Annotated in this window: 22 protein-coding genes and 2 tRNA genes; 10 read left to right on the top strand and 14 right to left on the bottom strand. The window is 32.4% G+C overall.

What is annotated here, in order from left to right:
* Nucleotides 1-5: 5 nt before the first annotated feature.
* Nucleotides 6-1,100 carry a type IX secretion system outer membrane channel protein PorV gene (gene porV, locus P8625_RS07465; RefSeq protein WP_279652828.1) on the bottom strand — a complete coding sequence of 365 codons (1,095 nt, stop codon included), beginning with the start codon at nt 1,098-1,100 and terminating at the stop codon, nt 6-8.
* A 351-nt stretch (nt 1,101-1,451) separates the two neighbouring features.
* Between porV and gldJ the strand changes: the two genes are divergently transcribed.
* Nucleotides 1,452-3,167 carry a gliding motility lipoprotein GldJ gene (gene gldJ, locus P8625_RS07460; RefSeq protein WP_279652827.1) on the top strand — a complete coding sequence of 572 codons (1,716 nt, stop codon included), beginning with the start codon at nt 1,452-1,454 and terminating at the stop codon, nt 3,165-3,167.
* Between the two features lie 68 nt (nt 3,168-3,235).
* The gene (locus P8625_RS07455; RefSeq protein WP_279652826.1) at nt 3,236-4,501 is read left to right on the top strand and encodes a UDP-N-acetylmuramoyl-tripeptide--D-alanyl-D-alanine ligase; all 1,266 of its coding nucleotides are present in this window, start codon (nt 3,236-3,238) and stop codon (nt 4,499-4,501) included.
* On the opposite strand, the gene P8625_RS07450 is transcribed toward P8625_RS07455, so the two are convergent.
* Nucleotides 4,498-5,346, bottom strand: coding sequence for an N-acetylglucosamine kinase (locus P8625_RS07450; protein WP_279652929.1), 849 nt, complete (start codon nt 5,344-5,346; stop codon nt 4,498-4,500). The two genes, P8625_RS07455 and P8625_RS07450, sit on opposite strands and share 4 nt — an antisense overlap.
* Before the next feature lie 154 nt (nt 5,347-5,500).
* Here P8625_RS07450 and P8625_RS07445 point away from each other — a divergent pair, with 154 nt between their 5' ends.
* Nucleotides 5,501-6,238, top strand: coding sequence for a tyrosine-protein phosphatase (locus tag P8625_RS07445; RefSeq protein ID WP_279652825.1), 738 nt, complete (start codon nt 5,501-5,503; stop codon nt 6,236-6,238).
* Between the two features lie 134 nt (nt 6,239-6,372).
* Here the strand turns inward: P8625_RS07445 and P8625_RS07440 are convergent, their stop codons facing one another.
* The 4 genes from P8625_RS07440 to P8625_RS07425 all read right to left on the bottom strand — a co-directional run bounded on the left by P8625_RS07440 (nt 6,373) and on the right by P8625_RS07425 (nt 9,185).
* Nucleotides 6,373-7,077 carry a crotonase/enoyl-CoA hydratase family protein gene (locus tag P8625_RS07440; RefSeq protein WP_279652824.1) on the bottom strand — a complete coding sequence of 235 codons (705 nt, stop codon included), beginning with the start codon at nt 7,075-7,077 and terminating at the stop codon, nt 6,373-6,375.
* Nucleotides 7,078-7,140: 63 nt separating this feature from the next.
* Complete coding sequence (gene crcB, locus P8625_RS07435; RefSeq protein WP_279652823.1) at nt 7,141-7,524, bottom strand: fluoride efflux transporter CrcB; 384 nt, start codon at nt 7,522-7,524, stop codon at nt 7,141-7,143.
* 126 nt (nt 7,525-7,650) lie between these two features.
* Entirely contained in the window at nt 7,651-8,622 is a 972-nt protein-coding gene (locus tag P8625_RS07430; RefSeq protein ID WP_279652822.1) for a DoxX family protein, read from the bottom strand.
* 17 nt (nt 8,623-8,639) lie between these two features.
* Entirely contained in the window at nt 8,640-9,185 is a 546-nt protein-coding gene (locus P8625_RS07425; protein WP_279652821.1) for a DUF1599 domain-containing protein, read from the bottom strand.
* A gap of 80 nt (nt 9,186-9,265) precedes the next feature.
* On the opposite strand from P8625_RS07425, the gene folP reads away from it, so the two are divergent.
* The gene (gene folP, locus P8625_RS07420; RefSeq protein WP_279652820.1) at nt 9,266-10,084 is read left to right on the top strand and encodes a dihydropteroate synthase; all 819 of its coding nucleotides are present in this window, start codon (nt 9,266-9,268) and stop codon (nt 10,082-10,084) included.
* 328 nt (nt 10,085-10,412) lie between these two features.
* Entirely contained in the window at nt 10,413-11,195 is a 783-nt protein-coding gene (gene cdaA / locus P8625_RS07415; RefSeq protein WP_279652819.1) for a diadenylate cyclase CdaA, read from the top strand.
* 42 nt (nt 11,196-11,237) lie between these two features.
* On the opposite strand, the gene P8625_RS07410 is transcribed toward cdaA, so the two are convergent.
* From P8625_RS07410 to truA, 3 genes are all read right to left on the bottom strand, one after another.
* A complete protein-coding gene (locus tag P8625_RS07410; RefSeq protein ID WP_279652818.1) occupies nt 11,238-11,696 on the bottom strand; it encodes a hypothetical protein in 459 nt (152 codons plus the stop codon).
* Between the two features lie 69 nt (nt 11,697-11,765).
* Complete coding sequence (locus P8625_RS07405) at nt 11,766-13,481, bottom strand: ABC transporter ATP-binding protein (protein ID WP_407704766.1); 1,716 nt, start codon at nt 13,479-13,481, stop codon at nt 11,766-11,768.
* A 50-nt stretch (nt 13,482-13,531) separates the two neighbouring features.
* Nucleotides 13,532-14,266: a tRNA pseudouridine(38-40) synthase TruA gene (gene truA / locus P8625_RS07400; RefSeq protein WP_279652816.1), complete on the bottom strand. Its 735-nt coding sequence runs from the start codon at nt 14,264-14,266 to the stop codon at nt 13,532-13,534.
* 239 nt (nt 14,267-14,505) lie between these two features.
* Between truA and P8625_RS07395 the strand changes: the two genes are divergently transcribed.
* Nucleotides 14,506-15,003, top strand: coding sequence for a metallophosphoesterase family protein (locus P8625_RS07395; protein ID WP_279652815.1), 498 nt, complete (start codon nt 14,506-14,508; stop codon nt 15,001-15,003).
* Here P8625_RS07395 and P8625_RS07390 read toward each other — a convergent pair.
* The 4 genes from P8625_RS07390 to P8625_RS07375 all read right to left on the bottom strand — a co-directional run bounded on the left by P8625_RS07390 (nt 14,986) and on the right by P8625_RS07375 (nt 19,086).
* A complete protein-coding gene (locus tag P8625_RS07390; protein ID WP_279652814.1) occupies nt 14,986-16,548 on the bottom strand; it encodes a tetratricopeptide repeat-containing sensor histidine kinase in 1,563 nt (520 codons plus the stop codon). The two genes, P8625_RS07395 and P8625_RS07390, sit on opposite strands and share 18 nt — an antisense overlap.
* Before the next feature lie 270 nt (nt 16,549-16,818).
* On the bottom strand, nt 16,819-17,484 hold the full coding sequence (locus tag P8625_RS07385; protein ID WP_279652813.1) for a hypothetical protein: 666 nt from the start codon (nt 17,482-17,484) through the stop codon (nt 16,819-16,821).
* Nucleotides 17,485-17,772: 288 nt separating this feature from the next.
* Nucleotides 17,773-18,432 carry a response regulator transcription factor gene (locus P8625_RS07380; protein WP_279652812.1) on the bottom strand — a complete coding sequence of 220 codons (660 nt, stop codon included), beginning with the start codon at nt 18,430-18,432 and terminating at the stop codon, nt 17,773-17,775.
* Nucleotides 18,433-18,648: 216 nt separating this feature from the next.
* Nucleotides 18,649-19,086, bottom strand: a complete 438-nt coding sequence (locus tag P8625_RS07375) for a DUF4293 domain-containing protein (protein ID WP_279652811.1) — start codon at nt 19,084-19,086, stop codon at nt 18,649-18,651.
* 205 nt (nt 19,087-19,291) lie between these two features.
* On the opposite strand from P8625_RS07375, the gene rho reads away from it, so the two are divergent.
* The gene (rho, locus tag P8625_RS07370; protein ID WP_279652810.1) at nt 19,292-20,938 is read left to right on the top strand and encodes a transcription termination factor Rho; all 1,647 of its coding nucleotides are present in this window, start codon (nt 19,292-19,294) and stop codon (nt 20,936-20,938) included.
* A gap of 227 nt (nt 20,939-21,165) precedes the next feature.
* Here the strand turns inward: rho and P8625_RS07365 are convergent, their stop codons facing one another.
* On the bottom strand, nt 21,166-21,777 hold the full coding sequence (locus P8625_RS07365) for a DUF1684 domain-containing protein (RefSeq protein WP_279652809.1): 612 nt from the start codon (nt 21,775-21,777) through the stop codon (nt 21,166-21,168).
* 358 nt (nt 21,778-22,135) lie between these two features.
* Here P8625_RS07365 and P8625_RS07360 point away from each other — a divergent pair, with 358 nt between their 5' ends.
* From P8625_RS07360 to P8625_RS07350, 3 genes are all read left to right on the top strand, one after another.
* Nucleotides 22,136-22,366 (top strand): hypothetical protein, encoded by a 231-nt coding sequence (locus tag P8625_RS07360; protein ID WP_279652808.1) that lies wholly within the window; start codon nt 22,136-22,138, stop codon nt 22,364-22,366.
* A gap of 146 nt (nt 22,367-22,512) precedes the next feature.
* Nucleotides 22,513-22,587, top strand: a tRNA-Pro gene (locus P8625_RS07355).
* Nucleotides 22,588-22,755: 168 nt separating this feature from the next.
* Nucleotides 22,756-22,829: transfer RNA gene (locus P8625_RS07350), tRNA-Thr, on the top strand.
* Nucleotides 22,830-22,874 lie beyond the last annotated feature (45 nt).

The raw sequence follows: 22,874 nt of genomic DNA, 5'->3' as shown, positions 1-22,874 counted from the left end.
TGTTTTTAATAAACTTCGTATAGTTCTCCTAAATCAAATGACAAAGAGAAACGTAAGGTGTTTTCTAGTGGATTGTTAACAGCGGCTGTATTTACAAGATATGATAAATCTAATGTAAAAGCTCTAGCAGAAAACCCAGTACCTAAGGTAAAATACTGTCGCTGTCCTTTTTCTTCACTTTCGTGAAAATAACCGGCTCTTAAGGCAAAAGCATTGTTATAAAGATATTCTGCGCCTAACGCCCAAGTAGTTTCTTGTAATTCTTCACTAAAACTACGGTCTCCTAAAGAAGTAAACATACCTTCAAACCAACCTCTTTCTGAGTCAGGGCTCGATGGAACTAATAGTTTTGTAAACTCTAAATTAAGTCCTAAGACATTAAAATCATTAAGAATAAAATCAAAACCTCCACCAATTTTAGCATTCGTTGGTATGAAGTTGGGATCACCAGCAGAATATTCAACTTTAGGGCCAATATTTGCAATGTTAAAGCCAAATCGATAACGACCGTTAAAATTTCCAAAGTTTTTTTCTTCAGATTGGTAGTATCCAGAAACATCAACTGCAAAAGAGTTTACAGGATTCAAACTAGAATTATTGCTTCTTATCTTGTAGTTAGAGTGAATATATTTTAAACCAATACCCATAGAAAATGTTTCACTAAGCTTTAATGAATAAATTCCTGTAATGGCTAATTCGTTAGGGTTTTCTATTCCATTAGAAGTACCATCATCGGTAGTTAAGTTTACTTGCCCTAAAGAAAAATACTTTAAATCAACTCCCCATGCCGATTTTTCACTATACCTGTTCACATAAGAACCACCACCAACAAAAATATCATCCGTTAAATTTCTAAGCCACGGGGTATAGTTTATCCCCATACTTATTTTGTTTTGATTGAATGCAGTTTTTGCAGGGTTATGAAAAATTGAATAAGCATCAGAAGAGGTCGCCACTCCAATATCTCCCATACCACCAGCGCGAGCATCAGGTACAATCAATAAAAAGGGCATTGCTGTTGTATTTATTGATGTTTGGGCTTGTGCTTTATCTAATAAGGTTAAGCACACAAAAAATAATATGATCGATAATTTTTTCATGTAAAATTTGATTAATTATTTAGCAAATATATAATTTTATTATAATGAGTTCACAATATCTCTTTTTTTTAGCCTATTCATAGCTTAAAAATTAAAACAATTAACGTTTTTCTAAAAAATATATTATATTTTCCTTCTAAATTATTAATTAACTTTTTACAATTCTACAAATATTAAATCTTAAGACCGTATTATTTTAATCTTTTTCTTAGATTCGTAATACTAAAGAGCAAAAACTATCGTTTCTATCTTGCGTAATAAGAGTCAATGAATATGATTTTATGGTTAAATTAGTTGTAAGAAATTAGAAATATTGTAAATTGCGACACCCTTAAAAACAATAAGAAATACATGAAAAGTACGTTAAAATTATTTAGTTTATTGGCGATTGCTAGCTTGTTAGTTGCTTCTTGTAAAAGTAACAGTCGTGGCGGGTCTAGTAAATCTTCGTTAACTGGTTGGAACTTTAATGATCCTAATTATGGAGGATATATTAAAGGAGAGTATAGAGAAGGAAAAAACGTTCCCCCGGGTATGGTGCACATTGAAGGAGGTACTTTTACGATGGGATTAGTGCAAGACGATGTTATGTTTGACTGGAACACAACACCAAAACAAATGCACGTGCGCACCTTTTATATGGATGAAACTGAAGTGACAAATGCCGAGTATGGTTTGTTTATGCAATATATGAAAGATGTATTTTCGCCAGACGACCCTCAGTTTAAAAATATTTACCCTTCAATTTTACCAGATACATTGGTTTGGAGAAAAGGATTAGGAAATACCAATTTGCTTTCAGAAAGTTACTTAAGACACCCGTCTTATGCAGAATACCCAGTGGTTGGAGTTAGTTGGATACAAGCGAACAAGTATTGTAAGTGGCGTACCAATGCAGTAAATTTAAAGATTTTGATGGATAAAGGGGTCATCAAAAATATATTCAAAGAAGATTCAATAAGTTTTAAAGGGGAAAACAATTTTGATACAGATACTTACTTAACCGATCCGTATGCTATCTTCGATGGAGATTCTACTATATACAAAAAAGGATTACCAGTACCAAGAACTAAAGGTGAACCTAAGCCAGAAAAAGGAAAGTTTACAGGACGACAAGTAACTTCTTCTGACGGAATCCTATCTCAAAAGTTTAGATTACCAACTGAAGTAGAATGGGAATATGCAGCAAAAGCACTTTTTGAAAATAGAGAATATAACAATATTAGAGGTAGAAAAAAATATGCTTGGACTGGAAAATATACACGTGATAGAGATAAGAGAAGGAGAGGAGACCAACTAGCGAACTTTAAACAAGGAAAAGGAGATTATAGTGGTATTGCAGGATGGAGTAGCGACGGAGCAGATATTCCTAATGCTGTGATGAGCTATCCACCGAATGCATTTGGACTTTACGATATGTCTGGGAATGTAGCAGAATGGGTAGAAGACGTATACCGACCAATTATAGACTCAGAAGCTAACGACTTTAACTATTTTAGAGGAAATATATTCACTAAAAAATTAATTAATGAAGATGGAAAAGTTGTAATTGTTGGAGACGGAGAGGTAGAATACGATACTTTAGAAAATGGTAGAGTTGTACCTAAAGATTTACCTGGAAGTGTAAAATATATTCCTATTACGAGAGAAGATACGTATATGAGAAGAAATTATAACTTAGCGAACAACTCAAGTTTAGGCGATGGAGATCAGGCTTCATCTAAATTCTACGGTTTAGATAAAGATCAATTAGATCGCTCTTCTAGAATGTATAACTCACCTCAAAAACCAGAGGCAGAATTAGACTCTTTAGGAAACGTTATTAATAATTATAAATACGATGACAAAAGAAGAACTACTCTAATTAGTGATAAATCTAGAGTGTTTAAAGGAGGTTCATGGGCAGATAGAGAATACTGGTTAGATCCAGCCCAAAGAAGATATTTCCCAGAGTATATGGCAACAAATTATATTGGTTTTAGATGTGCTACAGACAAAATGGGACCAATGGTGTTAAATGATAGGAAAACTCCAACACCAAAATACGTTAAGAGAGTAAGAAGATAAATAATAATTATTGAATAAATTTAAAAGAACCTCATTGACCACTCAATGAGGTTTTTTATTTTTACAAAATGAATACAGAAGATTTATACCAGTTGTATGCTGTTCATGGTTTGGTTGATACAGATACAAGGAACATTAGGAAGAATACCCTGTTTTTTGCATTGAAAGGGGCAAACTTCAACGGTAATAAGTTTGCAGAAGAAGCACTACGAAAAGGAGCTAGTTATGCAGTAGTAGATGAGGAAGCTTATAAAACTTCAGATTCGATAATTTTAGTAGATAACGTGTTAGAAACGTTACAAAAATTAGCTACTTATCATAGAAATCAACTAAATATTCCAATAATAGCTTTAACGGGTAGTAATGGAAAAACAACTACAAAAGAGCTTATAAATGTAGTTCTTTCAACAAAATATAAAACAAACGCAACCAAAGGAAATTTAAACAATCATATAGGAGTGCCGTTAACATTGTTGTCAATGGTCAAAAATACGGAAATTGGTATTGTTGAAATGGGTGCAAATCATGCAAATGAAATAGCATTTTTATCTGAAATAACCAATCCAGATTATGGATACATAACAAATTTTGGAAGTGCTCATTTGGAAGGATTTGGTTCTTTAGAGGGGGTTGTAAAAGCTAAATCTGAATTGTATGATTTTTTAGAAGTACACCAAAAAAAAGTATTTGTAAATCCTGAAGACGAAAAACAAGTAGCAAGAACCAATGCTATTGAAAGAATTTTTTTCGATGACGAAATACAGTTTATAGAAGCGAATCCGTTTGTAAAAATATCATTCAAGAATGAAGCTATTTTGAGTAACCTAATGGGAACATACAACTTTGCAAATTTGTCGGCAGCGATAACTATAGGGAATTATTTTGGCGTTTCTTTCGAAGAAATTAAGAAAGCAATAGAAAGCTATATTCCTTCCAACAACAGGTCGCAAATGATTCATACCGATAATAACACGATTGTTCTCGACGCTTACAATGCCAATCCAACAAGCATGAGGGCTGCTTTAGAAAGTTTCAGCTTACTTAAAGCTGCACAAAAAATAGTTATTTTAGGTGATATGTTTGAGTTAGGTGCCTACAGTGCAAAGGAACATCAAATCATAGCAGACATAACCCAAAACAGTAGTTTTGATGCCGTTTTTTTAGTGGGTAAAAACTTCTATGAAGTAGAAACCAAAAATGACAGGGCAATCAAGTTTGAGACCTTCAAAGATTTAGAGTCACACTTAAAAGACAGTGAAATAAAACACAGTACTATTTTAGTAAAAGGATCAAGAGGAATGGCTCTTGAAAGGGTGTTAGATAGTATTAACTAAAGTTTGTTTTTATGATACTCTAATAAGTTATCTATGGGTCTTTGAATTATTCCAGCTATCCTTAAGTCATATTTGTCGGCAACACTTTCTAAGATATCATTAAAATAAAAAGCGATAGACCCTATAAAATAAATAGGTGTCGTGTTGTCTTTTTCAAAAGGAAGTATTCGACACTTAAAAAATTTTTTAAATCCTTTTCTGATTAATTTCTTAATATATACATCTTCTTTAAAGTCGAACATAAACTTAGCAAAGTTCGCTAAAAACATGTTCGGGTTGCTTTCTCGGTATAAATGTTGCTTAATATAATCGGCATCTAAGTTATAAGCGTCACCAAACTTCTTGGCGATTTTTTTCGGCATTTTTTTATAATAATAATCTCGAATAAGTTTTTTACCAAAGAAATTTCCACTAGCTTCATCCATGATGGTATATCCTAACGAGGGCACGAGCATTTCAATGTTGTTTCCATCAAAATAACAGCTATTAGAGCCAGTACCTAGTATGCATACAATGGCCTCTTTATCTCCAGCACTGGCATATACAGCAGCAAGCATATCTTCATTAATAGAAACTTTAGCATTGGTAAAAATAGATTCTAATAATTCTTTTAAGATATTAACTGCTTTTGGGGTACCACAGCCCGCTCCATAAAAATAAATTTCAGAAACTTGCTCTTTAATATTTATTAACTGGAACATATTGATAATTCTATTCCTAAGTTCTTCTACTGATATTACAGCAGGATTAAGTCCTAAAGTTCTTACTCTAAAAACCTCTTCTTTGTTGTCGTTTATAGCAATCCAATCCGCTTTGGTAGATCCGCCATCTGCTATTAAAACCATATCATCATAATTATTAATACCCAAATATAGACGTTCTATTTTGTACAGGCAATAGCCATGCAAAACTCAATCGTTTTCGTTGTTAACTTTTTTTATTTTGCAATATATTTGTAGAAATTATAACATAACTTTGTATAAAAATTAATCGTTGAATATGCTCTTTTTTAAGAAGAAAGAAATTCCACTTAATGAATTTTTTCCTGAAGGATTTGTAGATATACATTCACATTTACTTCCAGGTATTGATGACGGTGCAAAAAATATAGAAGATTCAGTTTCCCTCATTTCAAAAATGTACTCTTACGGAATCAAAAATTTTGTTACAACACCGCATGTTTTAGGAGACGTATATCCTAATTCTTCTGAAACAATAAAGAGTAAATTGTCAGAAGTTAGAAAGGCTTTAGACAATAAAGGGTTTGCCGATATTTCTATTAGAGCTGCTGCTGAATATATGATGGATGAGCGTTTTGTAGAAAGGTTAGAGGCTGATGATATCTTAGTTTTAAAAGATAAGTATATACTTGTAGAGATGTCGTATTTTAATGCTCCTTACAATTTATACGATATACTGTTTGAAATACAATTAAAAGGATACAAGCCAGTTTTGGCACATCCAGAGAGGTATAATTTTTATCATCATGACTTTCAAAATTTTTATAAATTGAAAAAAGCAGGTTGTCTTTTTCAATTAAATTTTCTTTCTCTAACAGAGCAATATGGAAAAGGGGTTCAAAAAGTTTCAAAAAAACTATTAAGCGAAGGAATGTATGATTTTGTTGGAACTGATGCACACCATCACAACCATTTGAAACTTTTACAGAAATTAGGTGATGTAAAAATTAAAAAACAGCTAGAAAAATTATTAGAGAACAATAAGATCTTTAAATAAAAATTATTTCCATTTCATTCCACTAATTTTACTCGAAGAGACAACGGGTTTAAATGCGAAATAGCCACACATAAATCGCATAAGATATATCATCACTACTCGTACTTCGTTCTATCGATATGACACGCTTATTCTTATTTAGAAGGAGGTGTCAACCCGTTTTCGATATCGAGTTCAATTGCTTTTTCTAATGAATCTAAGTATGGTTTTCTAACTTTTAACTTGGTTTCTTTATGTGCTTTTTTATTGAGTTTAGCAAACATTGAAGCTACTTTTATTGCCGTAGGTACTAACTGTTCTTGAGGAACAACGGTGTCTAAAAAACCAGCAGTAACGGCATCTTTAGGAGTGTATATTTCTGAACAACTGACACTTCTTTCAAAGTAAATAGGAGCCAAGCGTGCTTTGGCAATTTCAATGCCTGCGTTGTGCATGGTCATGCCAATCATAACTTCGTTCAATCCAATTTTAAAATCTCCTTCTATACCTATTCTATAATCAGCAGAAAGTAATAAGAACGCTCCTTTGGCAACGGCATGTCCTGAACAAGCAGCGATTATGGGATAAGGATATGATAACATTCTATGCGATAACCTAGAGCCTTTAGTTACCAACTCTAAAGCCGATTGAGGAGATTGCGTCATGCTCTTCAAATCGTATCCTGCCGAGAATATTCCTGATTGCCCTGTTACTATTACGGTTTTTTCTTCTTTTTCAGCCTTGTCTAAACAAGCGTTTAAAGCGTCGATTACTTCATGAGAAATTGCATTGGCTTTTCCGTTGGTAATCGTAAGCATTACATAATTTTCGGCTGAGGTATAGTGTATAAGTTCGTTCATTTGATGTATGATTTTTTCGATAGTGTGGTTACAGTCTTTTTTTCTGAAACTAATTTAGGTGTTTTATGTATTTGGTAAAAGGAAGTTTGTGAAGTAAATTCCTGCAAAAACAGCTAAAAAACCAATAACAAAGCTTGCAATGGTGTACAGTGCAAAAGAGCTAAAGTCTCCTGATTTTAAAAAGATATGATTTTCATAAGCAAACGTAGAAAAGGTAGTAAAGCCGCCACAAAAACCTGTTGCCAATAATAAGGTGTGGTTTTGTGTTAAGGCGTTATTTTTAGCGGCAAACCCTAAAATAATTCCAATAAGTAAACTCCCTAAAATATTTGCGGTAAAAGTTCCGTAAGGAAATCCTGTTTGCGAAGTGTTGAGTGCTTTTCCTATGAGATAGCGTAATACGCTTCCTGCACCACCACCAATAAAAACGAAGACTAATTGTTTCACAAAAATAAATATATATAAATTGATTCCTTTTTTTAAAATACGCTAATAGCATAGCATGTCTTTGCGAAAATAAGAAAACCTCACAAATTCTGTGAGGTTTTCGTTGTATATAAAATTACGTGGTCTTTACAATGTTACATCATCAGCATCTGTCCAATTCCATTTTCCTACAATAATTCCTTTTTTAACGGTAACAATACCAGGGTTTGCTCTAATTACAGTTTTTAAAGCAGTTTCATCACAAAAAGCAAAGGTGTAAGGAAGTCCATATTTTTTTTGAGTAGCTTCTTGGTCTTCAACATAAGAAGCGGTTAAAACATAAATTTCATATCCTTGTTCTTTGGCTTTTTTTGCAACCTTAGCTACTTCTGCAATCCCTTCTTCTTCAGTTTTATCAAAATTATACATAACGACGAGCATTGCTTTTTCTTTTGCTAGCATTTCTTCTAGCTTATCGCCTTCATCTGTTTCAATCATAAAATCGTGAATAGGAGGTATTTCGTCGCTTCCCTCTTGGTATTTCATTCCTTCTGCAATATCGGTGCCTACTGCATACGCCCTAAAATCTATAATTGGCAGGTGGTTTAGTACATAAAAGGTAACCATTAAAGATAGTGCCAGCGAAATAAATGTTGTAATAGAGGCTATTTTGTTTGAAATAAGAGGTTTGATATACTGAATTCCTAAAATTAGAATAACAATAAATACCATAAGAATTACATTTTTATAAAAGGTTTCTTCTGGTGTAAGTTTTATCGCATCGCCAAAACATCCGCAGTCAGTAACTTTGTTATAAGTATGCGAGTACCATGTTAAGAACAAAAAGATTAAGTTTAAGCCAAACAAACTCCAAACCGTTAATTTTGGTTTATAACCCACCAAAAGCATTACACCTAAAACCAATTCAGAAATAATTAAAAGAACAGAAAAAGGCAGGGCAAGGGGTATTAAAAATTCTAAGTTTAGTACACCTTCGCTAAAATATTCTTGAAATTTGTATTGTGAGCCAATGGGGTCTACTAATTTCACAAATCCAGAGTAAATAAAAAGAATTCCTACGAGTACTCTTGAAATATGAGTTAACGCTTTTAAAATCATATTAGGGGTGTTTTAAGTTAATTATCTGATTCAGATAGATGAATCATGGCAAAAATAGCATAATTAATCATATCTTGATAATTTGCATCGATTCCTTCAGAAACTAAGGTTTTGCCTTGATTATTTTCAATTTGTTTTACACGAAGTAGTTTTTGTAATATTAAATCGGTTAATGAAGAAACGCGCATTTCTCTCCATGCTTCGCCATAATCATGGTTTTTGTTTTCCATTAACTCTTTGGTAATTTTTATGTGTTTGTTATATAAATCGGTCGCCTTTTCGGTGTTTAAATCAGGTTGCTCTACAACCCCTAATTCTAGTTGAATCAATGCCATTACCGAATAGTTGATAATACCAATGAATTCTGATTTTTCTCCTTCATCAACTTTTCGTTCAGTATGTTCTTGTAATTGTCGAATACGTTGTGCTTTGATAAAGATTTGATCGGTTAACGACGGAAGTCTTAAAATTCTCCAAGCACTACCATAATCACTCATTTTTTTTACAAACAAATTTCTACATTCTTCAACGACAGCATCATACTGTTTAGAGGTGTTCTGCATCTTTTTTAATTAAAAGTATTCGACCAAAAATAGTAAATATTACAAGCTTTTCATTTATTTTTACTCGGAAATTTAGCAGCATGACAATTAATTGCAAAGGAACCCTAGTAGATGTAAGTACTCCGAAGGTAATGGGGATTTTAAACATTACACCCGATTCTTTTTTCGATGGTGGAAAGTATACGAATGAACGAGATATGCTTACGCAAACTGAAAAGATGCTTAAGGAAGGGGCTACTTTTATCGATGTTGGTGCCTATTCGTCAAGACCGGGTGCAACGCATATTTCTGAAGAGGAAGAGTTGCAAAGATTGGCGCCTGTGGTAAGGTTATTGGTAAAAAGCTTTCCGGATATACTGCTGTCTGTAGATTCTTTTAGAAGTAGGGTAGTAGCGGAAGCAATCGGTTTAGGGGCGGCAATTGTGAATGATATTTCTGGAGGTAAAATGGATGCGAAAATGTTTGAAACGGTGGCGAAATTACAGGTTCCGTATATTATGATGCATATGCAAGGAACGCCACAAAACATGCAGCAAAATCCGCAGTATACCAATGTAGTAATCGAGGTATTGTCTTTTTTTGCTGAACAGCTCTTTGCCTTACGTCAGTTACAAGTTAACGATGTACTCATTGATGTTGGTTTTGGTTTTGGAAAAACGATTGACCAAAATTATGAGTTGTTACAACAGTTATCGCTTTTTAAAAGTTTAGAGGTTCCTATTTTAACAGGAGTTTCTCGAAAATCGATGTTGTATAAATTGTTAGGCATTACACCTCAAGAGGCATTGAATGCTACTACTGTTGCCAATACGATTGCCTTGTTAAACGGAACAAACATTCTAAGAGTACACGATGTAAAAGAAGCAATGGATGCCGTTAAAATTACTGGGCAGTTATAAGGTATAGATATTATGAAAAAAACGTAGGTATGTTTTACCAAAAACACTACTACGTTTTACTAAAATCATTACTACGTTTTTGCAAAAACATTACTATGTTTTGTTGCATATAAAATATCATAAGTTTTTATTTACAAGACAAAGGAAAGCATAAAAAAATAGAAACTGGTAAGTCACTGACTTACTTTTTTGCCTTTTTTGTACGGAGGGTGTACGATTTTCGCTTTTTTGGGGGTAAAAGAGTGTTTTTTGTTTAAAAAGAAGCGTTGGTGTATAAAGACCAAATGTTTTATAAAATGAGTACTTTTACAGAAACAGGAATACCTATATGAATTTAGATTTTATCAACTTTTCGTTTCTCGATGTATTAGATATTTTTTTAGTAGCGCTGTTACTGTATTACATCTATAAATTGTTAAAAGGAACGGTGGCGATTAATATTGTGATAGGAATTGCATTTATCTTTTTAATATGGAAAATTACGCAAGCACTGAATATGGAAATGCTAAGCGGAATTTTAGGATACCTGCTTTCTGGGGGAGTTATTGCCTTAATTATCGTATTTCAACAAGAAATACGAAGATTTTTGTTAATGATTGGAACCACTAATTTTTCTACGAAAAGAGGTTTTTTAAATCAGTTAAAGTTTTTAAAAACAGATGTTAGCTCTGATATCGATATTGATACTATTTTAAAAGCGTGTACTAGTTTGTCGAAAACCAATACAGGTGCTTTGTTGGTCATTGAAAAAACCAATAACCTAGATTTTTTAGTAAATACAGGCGATAGAATGAATGCTTTGGTTAACGAAGCAATTATAGAAAGCATTTTTTATAAAAATAGTCCGCTACACGATGGAGCTACGATTATTCGTGATAACTATATCATTGCAACAAGAGTGGTGCTGCCTATTTCTAACAGTACAAAAATACCTTCGAGATTTGGGTTACGTCACAGAGCAGCGATAGGAGTTAGTGAAAAAACAGATGCTATTTGCTTGCTGGTTTCAGAAGAAACAGGGGAGATATCATATATAAAAGACGGTGAGTTTGTGCTATATAACTCTATAAGTGAATTACACGATAAGTTAGAAAAAGATGTAATGACATAAAAAAAGCTCGCAATTTGCGAGCTTTTTTTTCCGTTCTAAAAATTAGTTAGCAGGAGCCATTTTAGCTTGAATAGCAGCCATGGTGCTGTTGAATTTTTTAGTAGCTTCTTCGTCTAAGTTAGCAAGAATTTCTTTAGCTTCTTCAGCTAATTTTGCGCTTTCTTTTACTAATTCAGAATTTTTAACTACATCTCCTTTTGCTTCGATATAATCTTTAGCATGTTCTGTGTAAGACTGTAAGTACTCACCAACTTTAGGATCTTCAAATTCAGGAATTGTAATACCTTCGATTGCAGATTCTACAGAATTAGCCATATCTTGAGCAGCTTCTTTTGTTTCTTCGGCAGCATTTTGTACAGCTTCTTTTGTTTCTTCGGCAGCATTGTCTACGGCCTCAATAGCATCATTGGCAGCGTCTTTAGCGTCTTCTTTAGTGTTTTTACAAGAGGTTGCTAATAAAGCACCAACAACAAATAGAGATAAGATTACTTTTTTCATCATTAATTGATTTTTTAGTTTTTAAGATTGAACAACAAATGTACTACTTTGATTGATGTAAACAAATTTTATTTACACTACAGTTTCACTATTAAACTGTTTTTCATATAAATTCTTGTAATAGCCTTCCTGTTTTTTTAATAGTTCTGTATGAGTTCCTTTTTCAACAATATTTCCTTTGTCCATTACAATAATCATATCTGCTTTTTTTATTGTTGCCAAACGGTGTGCAATTACAATTGAAGTTCTGTTTTTAGTAATTTCATCGGTAGCGTATTGAATCATTTGTTCTGAATGCGCATCTACCGAAGAAGTAGCTTCATCTAATATTAAAATACTAGGCTTGCTTACATAAGCACGCAAAAATGCAATTAATTGGCGTTGCCCAGAAGATAGCATACCACCACGTTCTTTTACATTGTAATGATAGTCGTTAGGTAAGCTCATTATAAATTCGTGAATTCCTATTTGTTTTGCAGCGGTTTGAACTTCTTCAAGAGAAATCTGATCGTTTTTTAAAGTAATATTATTTAAAATACTATCTGAAAACAAAAATACATCTTGCAATACTACGGCTACTTTTTGGCGTAAAGAATCAATTTTATACTCTTGTACAGGTATTCCATCAATAGAAATTTCGCCGCTGTCAATTTCATAAAAGCGATTTATGAGATTAATAATAGTTGATTTACCCGCTCCTGTAGCTCCTACAATAGCAATGGTTTGTCCTTGTTCAACATGAAAACTAACGCCTTTTAAAATTTCTTCGTCTTTTATATAGCTAAAATGAACCTCTTTAAAATCAATATTACCTTGTATGTTTTCAGCAGTTATTGTTCCTGTTTTATCTATTGAACTTTCAGTATCTATAATATTAAAAACGCGTTCGCCAGCAACGATTCCCATTTGTAGTTGGTTAAATTTATCAGCTATTTGGCGTAAAGGGCGAAAAAGCATTTGCGCCATTTTTATAAAACCAATAATGGCTCCAACGGTAACGACCTCCCCCTCAATAACCTGCAAACCTCCGTACCAAACAATTAACCCGATAGCAATAGAAGATAATATTTCGGCAATTGGAAAAAAAATAGAGTAGTACCAAACCGTTTTTATATGTGCTTTTTTATGCTTGTTATTAATATCAATAAAGTTTTTATACTCTATTTTTTCTCTGTTAAAAAGCTGAACAATTTTCATTCCTGTAACACGCTCTTGTACAAAACTATTAAGATTTGCTACTTGATTTCGAACATCTTGAAAGGTAGATTTTATAGCTATTTGAAATAGTTTGGTAGCGTATATTAATACTGGTAAGGTTGCCAATGCAATTAGAGCAAGCCTCCAGTTTGTATAAAACATTACCACGATAACGATTAGCATTAAAAGAATGTCGCTTACAATCATAAAAACACCTTGGGTAAAAAAATTGGCAATAGTTTCTATGTCTGAAACAACACGTGTTACTAATTTTCCTACCGATGAATTATCAAAATACCCCATTTTAAACTGCAATATTTTTCTAAAGGTTTTCGCTCTAATATCTCGAATAATATGTTGCCCAACCCAATTTGCATAAAAAATAAAGCTAAATTGAAATAACACCTGAATAACTAAAATAATAATTAAGACTATGGTAAAATACAAGAGCCTTGTTGGGTTTTTAGTGGTGGTAAAATCGTCTATCGCTGTCATTAAAACGACAGGGGTTAGTACTGAAAAACCTGCTAGTAAAATAGTAGATAAAGCAGCAATGGTAAATCGTACACGGTACTTTTTTGCAAAACTCATAAGTCTTGCAAAAATTTTAATGTCAAATGCGTTTCCTGTTGTTTTGCTCACTATATATAATCGTATGTTATTTTTGTTAAAAATAGTCCTTTTGCTGGAACTGACACTCCTGCGTTGCTTCGATTTTTACTTTCTATAATTTTTTTAAAGTCATTAACGGTAATTTTTTCTAAACCAACATCAATTAAAGTACCTACAATAGCGCGAACCATATTTCTTAAAAAACGATTGGCACTAATATAGAATGTTAATTCATTGCCTTTTTTAATCCATTTAGCATTTGTTACTGTGCAGTTAAAGGTACGTACATCTGTTTTTACTTTCGAAAAACATTCAAAATCTTCGTATTCATATAAAATGGCAGCAGCGGTATTCATCAATTCTATATTTAATTGTTGATGGTGTAATTGCCAGGAGGTTTCTAACAAAAAAGGATTTCTACCCAACCAAATTTTATATTCATAGCTTCTACTAACCGCATCAAAGCGTGCGTGTGCCTCATTGTGTACTAGCTGTGTATTAAAAATAACGATGTCATTAGGTAAAATTGCATTTAATTTATAGGTAAAATTATCATTTAATGCAGTTGCTACATCAAAATGAGCAAACATTTGCGATGCATGCACGCCAGCATCTGTTCTTCCTGCCCCGACAATGGTTATTTCTTGTCTTAAAATAGTACTAATAGCCTTATTTAGTACTTCTTGAACCGAAATTGCGTGCGGTTGTGTTTGCCAGCCATGATAATTTTTTCCGTTGTATGCTAATTCAATAAAATACCTCAAGAAGTCTTAATTTTAAAGGGCTAAATTATGAAATTCTAATTTGAAAAGAGACAAGGAAAGAGGTTAAAAAACAGTATTTTAAAAAAATTAACATAAGTAAACAAAAATTAATATTTTTTGCTTTACTTTTGTGTACACAATTAGTGAATTCCCCTATTCATTAAAAATTCCCTTAACAAAAAGAAATCCATGAAATTATTTCATGGATTTTTTCATCTTACAAATCACTAGTTTTTTTAATGAAGAAAATTTTATTACTTTCTGATACACATGGTTTTATTGACGATCAAATTGTAAAATTTGTTAAGCAAGCAGATGAGGTATGGCATGCTGGCGATATCGGTACTTTAGAAGTAACCGACACTATTAAAAAGCTAAAGCCTCTTAGAGCAGTGTATGGCAATATTGATGATAAAAATGCTAGAGCAGAATTTCCGTTAGATAATAGGTTTGAAATAGAAGGGGTATCGGTTTGGATGACTCATATCGGCGGATACCCAACCAAATACAACCAACGAGTTCGAGAAGCATTACAAAAAAACACTCCGCAATTATTTATTTGTGGGCATTCGCATATACTAAAAGTACAGTTTGATAAAAAACTGAATTTACTTCATTTAAACCCTGGGGCAGCAGGTAACCACGGATTTCATAAAGTTAGAACCATGCTTCGCTTTGAAATAGAGAATGGTAATATAAAGAATATGGAAGTTATAGAGTTAGCCCACAGAGGTTAATACAGTACTCTTTTCTTTTCTTAAAATAGGAACTTTAACGAAAATGGAAGTACCTACATTTTCTCCTGATTTAATGGTTAATTTCCCGTTCATCATACGAACTCGGGCTTCTACTTGATTCAAACCGATGCCGTCTGAAAAAGAAGAAGATGAGGCAGAAAATCCTACCCCATCATCTTTTACAAGAATGGTTAGTTGATCCTTCTCTTCTTTTAATTCTATTTGTGCGTAGTTGGCTTTACTGTGTTTTAAGATATTGTTAATTAGTTCTTGAATCACATTAAAAATTCGTATTTCAAATTCTTGGTTATACCTATTAATATTTTGGGCATCGATTTCAAATTGTAATTGACTGTTAGAGTATTTTTTAATTACATCTTTAACAGCATATTCTAACCCAAATTTTAATAAAACAGAAGAGACTAGGTTGTGCGATAAGTCTCTTACCTTTTGTGAAGCTTCTAAGATAATGGCTTGTGTTTTTTCAATTTCTTGCGGCGTCTCTCCATTAAATTGTTTTCTAGTAGCTGTTAAATGCATGTTGGCAGACGATAGCAAGGCACTCACATTGTCGTGTAGTATTTCTGCAATGAGTTTGCGTTCGGTTTCTTTTCCGTCGATGGTAGCATTTAAAATTTTAACCTGTGCTTCTGATTTTACTTTTTCTAGATTTTGTTGTTGTAATAATTTGCTTTCAGAGAGCTTCAAACGCAAGTTTTTTTGACGTAGTTTGTAATTGTAAATAACAACGCCAGAAACAAACAAGACCAAAACGCTCAACGCTGCGAAAAGCAGCGATGTTTTTGCTTCTTGTGCTTCTTCAAGTTTTCGTTGCTCTTCAACTAAAGCTGTTTTTTCTTTTTCTAGATCTACCTTTTGTTGAGCATAGACCTGCTCTACAGTTTTTCTAATTTCTTTATCTCTCCTATCGTCCTTAATTAAATATGATTTTTCTTGATAGTCGTAGGCTGTATAGTCTTTCATCTTATACAATGCCCAAGCAAGGTTAAAATACAAATCTTCCTTAAATCTAACGGCTTCGTCAGAAGTGTTTTTTTCTATCAAATTTATTGCGCTTAAATAGATTGATTTGGCATCATTGAACTTTTTCTCTTCTAAATAAATACTGGCCAAATTCCCTAATGCTGCCGCTTCGTATATTTTATTATTATATTTTCTTCTTATTTCAATAGCTTTTCTTGCATACTCCCTAGCTGTTTTGTATGAAGATTCATGAAGGTAAATTCCTGATAAATTATTATAAGCAGATGCTTTTATGTTTTCTAATTCAGTGCTATGAAAATTTAAGTCAATTATCTTAGAGTAATAGTTTTTAGCACTATCTAAGTCCTGTAACCTGAAAAATTCATAACCGGCTCTTAGTAGACTTTTTGCATATTTGATTTCATTTTTAGAGAGGATGTTATTGTTTTCGTTAAAGCCACCATTTATAAGAGCTATTTCTAAAGATTTCTTAAAATGAAATAAAGCTTTTTCATGATTATTAATTTTTCTAAATATTTCTCCTATCTGGTAATGGCACAAGTAGCTTAATTCGGGATCTTCGTTAGTATCTATTTTATTTAGTAAGGCTAACGCATTCCTTAGTGATTGAGAGTACTTTTCGCTAGAGTATAATTTTTTTATAATTTTAAATTCTTGATTCAGTATAGAATCACGTTCTTGAAAATGAGAATAATCTTTGAAATTGTTTGCTTCAATTGATAAGCAACAACCAAATATTAAAAGAAAAAATATAAACCTATAAAGTTTAAAAGTTTAGGTTTGTAGCTTTTAGTAGGCATTAAAATTTTGTTAAATTAATTCTTGGATGATTCTAGGTTTCCTTTCAGCTGTCTCTTCTTCGGTTCTTCCAGAATATTTATGATTGACAAAATCCAACTTTAGCATTTTGTCAGAATTCACTTCAAAATGTCTAGAAAATGTTTTTTGAAGGCTTTCTCCAGCAGATAGGTGTATTTCATATACATCTAAGTTTTCATTATAAACGAAATCTGTGCTTACATTATCATTAACTGTAAAATCTAATTGATAGGTGCCATCTTCATTGGCGGTAATACTATACGAGTTTAAAAACTCTGTAACTCCTTTGGCAAAGGTAATATTTTCGTCTTCAATGTATATGTTCGTTCTTTTTCCATTATTAGCTTCAAAAAAACCAATTTTTAACTGGTCGTTTTCAATCGAAAAATCATTAGAATGTTTGGTAGCTGTTTTGTGCGATGCTTCGGCTAAAATAATCTCGTTGGTATTGTCTACATTGGTTACTGTAGTAACATCGGTATTGTCAGTCGTATGAAAATCAATCGAATAAGCTCCAGAAGAATCTCTCTTAAGGGTATACGATTGCAATAGGTTTTCGGGGGCTTCGTTTATAATTTCTGTGTCATTTGAAGAACAAGAGGCAAATAATAATGCGCTTAAACCTAAAGTAACTAAAAATTGAGTATTTTTTTTCATGACAGGTAAATTTATTATTTAAGGAAGAATGATTTTAGTTGGTTTTTTTAAAAATAGCGGCGTACTTTAGGATAGATAACTTAAGAGACGGGGGACGTAAACCTCTTAATTGGATAAAAGAAAACAAAATGAAGGGGTTTTCTATACTATGTTTAATAACGCGTACACCGCTATTGATTTTTTGTTTTTTTGCAATTTTTGTAGTTTGATTAGCGATGCATAGATTCCGGGGGAACGATTCTTTAAAATTGTTGATTAAAGAATAAGATTGGAAGGGTTTGTTGTTGTCTACACTATATTGTTTTTGACAGCATACATCGCTAAACCTACTACATTTTTTACTTTTAGTTTTTTATATAAATTTCTTCTATATGTTTCTACTGTTTTTACACTAATATTGAGCTTTTCTGCAATTTCATTAGAGCTTTTTTCGTTTGCTACTAATTTAAGTACAGCAATTTCTCGTTCGGTTAAATCTGTATGTAATAAATCAGGCTCATTTGTTTCTTTATTATCAGAGGCATATAAGTCTAACAATTTAACTTTAATGTCCTCACTAATGTATTGAATGCCATTGTGTACTACTTTAATAGCATCAATTATTTGTTCATTAGCCCAACTTTTATCTACAAAACCATTGGCACCAAGTGCAATCATTTCTTGAACGAGTTTTGGGTCGCTTAAACTAGAGAGTATAATTGTTTTAATAGTAATGTTACGTTTTTGAAACGTTTTTAAAACTTCTATACCATCCATTTCAGGCATGTTAATATCTAAAACCAATACATCTGCTGTATTTTTAGAAGACCAGTTAATAACTTCTCTTCCTGTTAAAGAGTAACCCTCTACCTCAATATCGTCTTCAGTATTTAATAAAGCAATTACACCATCTATTAAAATCTTATGGTCGTCTGCTATGTGAACTTTTATCTTGTTGTAATTCATCATTGTTTTACGTTTACAAATCTATGGCATAAAAAGAGTGCGCACAATACCCAATACCCCTATTTGTTTTATTATCGACTCAGGGTTTTCCCTGAGTTTTCTTTAACATTTCTTTAACATTTAAAGCTGTAGGTCTTGTAAACACTAAAGATACAAAAAATAAAAAACCGAGATTTTAATCTCGGCTTTTTTCGCACTAAATATACTAAGATGTTAGGTTTATCGTAATCTATCAACAGATTTTACAAGATCTTCATCCTTCTTAATGGCTTTGTTTGCTAAAACTAATAACAAAATAACAACGATAGGAAAGAACATCCCAATACCTTTCTCAGAAACCGAGGCTTCTCCAGATAATGTTTGTGATAAATATATCAATAGCCCTAATAAAAAAAGGTTTATCAATATGTTTAAACGGTTTAGTACAAATTGTAATTGACGATTTTTAAATAAAAAGATAGTTACAATGGCTACTAAAGCCGAAATAAAAAATAAAATTGGCACACATTTTTGTAACAATGTGTTTTCTAAAAATAAATCGATACTATATACATTGGCATTGGTTTTAGCATTCGTCCAAAGACCAGCCCAAAAAGGCAAAACTCCAGCTACAATTGCTGCTATAAATAGGTATATAGATTGTATTCTTTGTATCATAATTTTATCGGTGAGCAAATGTAATACTTATTTTTTTTAAAAGAAATATTAGAAGTTAAAATATTTGTATATATTTGCCTTGTAAGTAACCGCACAAGATTTTTATATAGCCCCTATATAATTATATAATTAGCTCTCAAAAAAACTTAATAAAAGTAATTCTTTTGCGATAAAAAGAATTTAAGTAACTTAATTATTTTAACGAATGTTCGATATTTCGGAATTAAAAACGAAGAAATTAGCTGATTTACAAATTATTGCCAAATCAATAGGATTGACTAAAACGAGTCAATTGAAAAAATTAGATTTAGTATACAAAATTTTAGATGCACAGGCAGAAGCTAGTGCCAATGAAGCTAAACCCAAGCCCACAACTAATACAGAAAAGCCTAAACGAAAGAGAATTGTAAAGGCTAAAGCAGAACCTAAAGCTAAACCTGCACCTGTAAAGACCGAAGAAAAGGTAGTGGTAAAGAAAGAGGAGAGAAAAGAGGCTCCTGAAAAGAAAGATGCTGTAAGTACACCCCAAAAGAAGCAAGACGATACTAGGCAAAAACAGTCTTCAGAAGATAAAAAGCAGCAACAACCTCAACAACAGAAACAACAACATAATAACAAGAACCAGAATCAGAACCAGAATAGAGGTAATAAGCATAATAACAATAACAATAATAATAAGAACCAAAATAATAAACATCATAAGAGTGGCAATAAATACCGTGATCCAGATTTTGAGTTTGATGGAATTATTGAAAGTGAAGGCGTCTTAGAAATGATGCCTGATGGTTATGGTTTTTTACGTTCTTCTGATTACAACTACTTATCATCACCAGATGATATTTATGTATCGCAGTCTCAAATAAAGTTATTTGGCTTAAAAACAGGAGATACTGTTCGTGGTAATGTGCGTCCGCCAAAAGAAGGGGAGAAGTATTTTCCGTTAATTAGAGTTTCAAAAATTAATGGATTGAATCCGAATATAGTTCGCGATCGTGTTTCTTTCGAGCACTTAACTCCATTATTTGCAGATGAAAAATTTAATCTAGCAGAAAAAGGAAGTTCTTTGTCTACAAGAATTATCGACCTATTTTCTCCGATAGGAAAAGGACAGCGTGGTATGATTGTGGCGCAACCAAAAACGGGTAAAACTGTGCTATTGAAAGATGTAGCAAAAGCAATTGCGGCGAATCATCCAGAAGTATATCAAATCGTTTTACTAATTGATGAGCGTCCGGAAGAAGTAACAGATATGCAACGTAGTGTTCGTGGAGAGGTAGTCGCATCTACTTTTGACGAGCCAGCAGACAAGCATGTACGTGTTGCTAATATCGTGTTAGAAAAAGCAAAACGTTTGGTAGAATGTGGTCATGACGTTGTAATTTTATTAGATTCTATTACACGTTTGGCAAGAGCTTACAATACAGTAGCACCAGCATCGGGTAAAATTTTATCGGGTGGTATCGATGCGAATGCATTGCACAAGCCAAAACGTTTCTTTGGTGCGGCACGTAATATAGAGAATGGAGGTTCTTTAACTATTATTGCTACAGCACTTACAGAAACTGGATCGAAAATGGATGAGGTTATCTTTGAAGAGTTTAAAGGTACAGGTAACATGGAGTTACAGTTAGAGCGGAATATTGCCAACCGTAGAATTTATCCTGCTATCGACTTAATTAAGTCGAGTACACGTCGCGATGATTTATTATTAGATGAAAAGACGGTACAACGTATGTGGGTATTGCGTAAATATTTAGCAGATATGAACCCTATTGAAGCAATGGAGTTTATTCAAGATAGAATAAAAAGGTCGTTAAACAACGAAGAATTTTTAATTTCGATGAATGGATAACAATCGTATATATGTATAAGAAAAATCCCGCCGAAAGCGGGATTTTTTTATGTTTAGGTGGTAAGATGTATTTATCTCTGGATTATTACTGTAAAATTATTCGTAAATCGTATTAATCATAAGAGTTGCTTTTTTGAATCAGTCAGTTCAATATAAAACAGTATAGTTCATAAGCTCAACATATACCGAACACAACTAGTGCAGTGCAAATTATGAACGATATCTTTTTATTCAGGCTTCTCATACGCCATGACTCCGGCTTTAATTTCTGTATCTAAATAATTATCTTGTGGGGTAATCGGGCAAGAATAACGATCGCTATACGCACAATAAGGATTATATGCCTTATTAAAATCGATAATTATAGTACCGTCATCTTTTATATCTGTAGTATACAGATCAATAAATCGCCCACCTTTATAAGATGTCTTTCCGTTGGTAGTATCTAAAAAAGGCAAAAACAAATTATTTGCATATTCAGGCTTCGGATTTACATTTTTATAAATAGAAAGCTTAAAACTTTCTCCTTTAATAGAGAAAGATAAAATTCCATATTTTTTATATACAGCAATTCTACTTGTAGTCGTAGGAAAATTAAAAATAGGAGCGTCGGGAGTCTTTTCTAACGTAGCTTTTACCTTATATTTGTCATCAATAGGAAAAAACGCCAATCCTTTAAACTCCTTTAATCCTTTTTTTGTCAAAGGTGATTTGGAAGCATCTTTAAACTTCGCATTCATTTCTCTTTGAAAGTCAGAATCTCCTAAAACAGCTCTCTTACTCTGACTTTTGCATGAGATTACAGTAGTTATAAAAACAAATAAAAGTATTTTTTTCATGTAGTTGTATATATTGTATGGCTTACAAAAATACTGTATTCTAACCAAAACGCTACAATTCTTTGCGTAATCTTTAAATAGACAGACGTGAATTGTTAATTTTTTGCTAATAGATTGAAATAACAAAATAAAATTCTTACATTTATGTTTATAGATTACATCTATAGTAGAAAAAAATAGAAAAAAGACTTGTAGTATAGAAAAAAATTATTTACAAATAAGACAAATTTATGTATTTGTTTGTTTGTAAACGAAAGTTTCCTATATATTTGTTGCCCCAATAATTTTTAAGGCATTCTATTTTTTTTTGTAAAATAATAGCCTAAAAGAAAATTTAAAATCTAAATTGGTAAATTTCATGAATTCAGAATTAATCAATAAAGCAGAAGAATTTGAAAATAGAAAATTCAAATTTGTTACAACAAGTGATAGGATATTGGCCTCTAGAGAAGCTAAAGCTTTAATTTTAGAGATTAATGAAGTATATAAACAAACAAAAGACAGTAAGTTAATGGATTTAATGAAACGGTTAACAGCTGTAAAACAGCGTATTGAAAAACGTTTAAAAGGGAAACCTTTAACTGCTTAAACAATAAAAAGCTGTTACTTGCGTTAGTAGTGTATATATAAGAAGAGTAGTTTCATCAGCTACCAAATCTCATTATAATATTTATTCTTGATAAAGTTCTAAGTTTATTTGCTTAGAACTTTTCTTTTTGAATATATTTGCAGCATCGGGATGTAGCTTAGTCCGGTTAAAGTGCTGGTCTGGGGGACCAGAGATCGGTGGTTCGAATCCACTCATCCCGACTACTTTTTTTTCTATTCATTTTCCCCCTTTCAAAAACAAAATAAACTCAATTTCAACAACTTAAAAAACACTTCTCAGAAACACTAAAAACCGCCCCTTAAAATTTTTAAAAAAAGTTTTTTCTGTTTTGAAAAATAATATATATTTGCCACGCTTTTGAAGCAAATGCCGATGTAGCTCAGCTGGCTAGAGCAGCTGATTTGTAATCAGCAGGTCGTGGGTTCGAGTCCCTCCATCGGCTCAAAATTAAGAGTGCTAACAACAAGTTAGCACTTTTTTTATGCAC

The sequence above is a fragment of the Tenacibaculum tangerinum genome (assembly GCF_029853675.1).
GTDB classification, from domain to species: Bacteria; Bacteroidota; Bacteroidia; order Flavobacteriales; family Flavobacteriaceae; genus Polaribacter; species Polaribacter tangerinum_A.
Note: the sequence above shows the minus strand (reverse complement) of the source record. Positions and strands in the feature narration are given on the sequence as shown.

What these genes read in the sequence shown, in the direction of transcription:
- porV (WP_279652828.1), bottom strand. Translation starts at nt 1,100, where the DNA reads ATGAAAAAATTATCGATCATATTATTTTTTGTGTGCTTAACCTTATTA.
- gldJ (WP_279652827.1), top strand. Translation starts at nt 1,452, where the DNA reads ATGAAAAGTACGTTAAAATTATTTAGTTTATTGGCGATTGCTAGCTTG.
- P8625_RS07455 (WP_279652826.1), top strand. Translation starts at nt 3,236, where the DNA reads ATGAATACAGAAGATTTATACCAGTTGTATGCTGTTCATGGTTTGGTT.
- P8625_RS07450 (WP_279652929.1), bottom strand. Translation starts at nt 5,346, where the DNA reads ATGGTTTTAATAGCAGATGGCGGATCTACCAAAGCGGATTGGATTGCT.
- P8625_RS07445 (WP_279652825.1), top strand. Translation starts at nt 5,501, where the DNA reads ATGCTCTTTTTTAAGAAGAAAGAAATTCCACTTAATGAATTTTTTCCT.
- P8625_RS07440 (WP_279652824.1), bottom strand. Translation starts at nt 7,077, where the DNA reads ATGAACGAACTTATACACTATACCTCAGCCGAAAATTATGTAATGCTT.
- P8625_RS07430 (WP_279652822.1), bottom strand. Translation starts at nt 8,622, where the DNA reads ATGATTTTAAAAGCGTTAACTCATATTTCAAGAGTACTCGTAGGAATT.
- P8625_RS07425 (WP_279652821.1), bottom strand. Translation starts at nt 9,185, where the DNA reads ATGCAGAACACCTCTAAACAGTATGATGCTGTCGTTGAAGAATGTAGA.
- folP (WP_279652820.1), top strand. Translation starts at nt 9,266, where the DNA reads ATGACAATTAATTGCAAAGGAACCCTAGTAGATGTAAGTACTCCGAAG.
- cdaA (WP_279652819.1), top strand. Translation starts at nt 10,413, where the DNA reads ATGAATTTAGATTTTATCAACTTTTCGTTTCTCGATGTATTAGATATT.
- P8625_RS07410 (WP_279652818.1), bottom strand. Translation starts at nt 11,696, where the DNA reads ATGATGAAAAAAGTAATCTTATCTCTATTTGTTGTTGGTGCTTTATTA.
- P8625_RS07405 (WP_407704766.1), bottom strand. Translation starts at nt 13,481, where the DNA reads ATGAGTTTTGCAAAAAAGTACCGTGTACGATTTACCATTGCTGCTTTA.
- P8625_RS07395 (WP_279652815.1), top strand. Translation starts at nt 14,506, where the DNA reads ATGAAGAAAATTTTATTACTTTCTGATACACATGGTTTTATTGACGAT.
- P8625_RS07385 (WP_279652813.1), bottom strand. Translation starts at nt 17,484, where the DNA reads ATGAAAAAAAATACTCAATTTTTAGTTACTTTAGGTTTAAGCGCATTA.
- P8625_RS07380 (WP_279652812.1), bottom strand. Translation starts at nt 18,432, where the DNA reads ATGATGAATTACAACAAGATAAAAGTTCACATAGCAGACGACCATAAG.
- P8625_RS07375 (WP_279652811.1), bottom strand. Translation starts at nt 19,086, where the DNA reads ATGATACAAAGAATACAATCTATATACCTATTTATAGCAGCAATTGTA.
- rho (WP_279652810.1), top strand. Translation starts at nt 19,292, where the DNA reads ATGTTCGATATTTCGGAATTAAAAACGAAGAAATTAGCTGATTTACAA.
- P8625_RS07365 (WP_279652809.1), bottom strand. Translation starts at nt 21,777, where the DNA reads ATGAAAAAAATACTTTTATTTGTTTTTATAACTACTGTAATCTCATGC.
- P8625_RS07360 (WP_279652808.1), top strand. Translation starts at nt 22,136, where the DNA reads ATGAATTCAGAATTAATCAATAAAGCAGAAGAATTTGAAAATAGAAAA.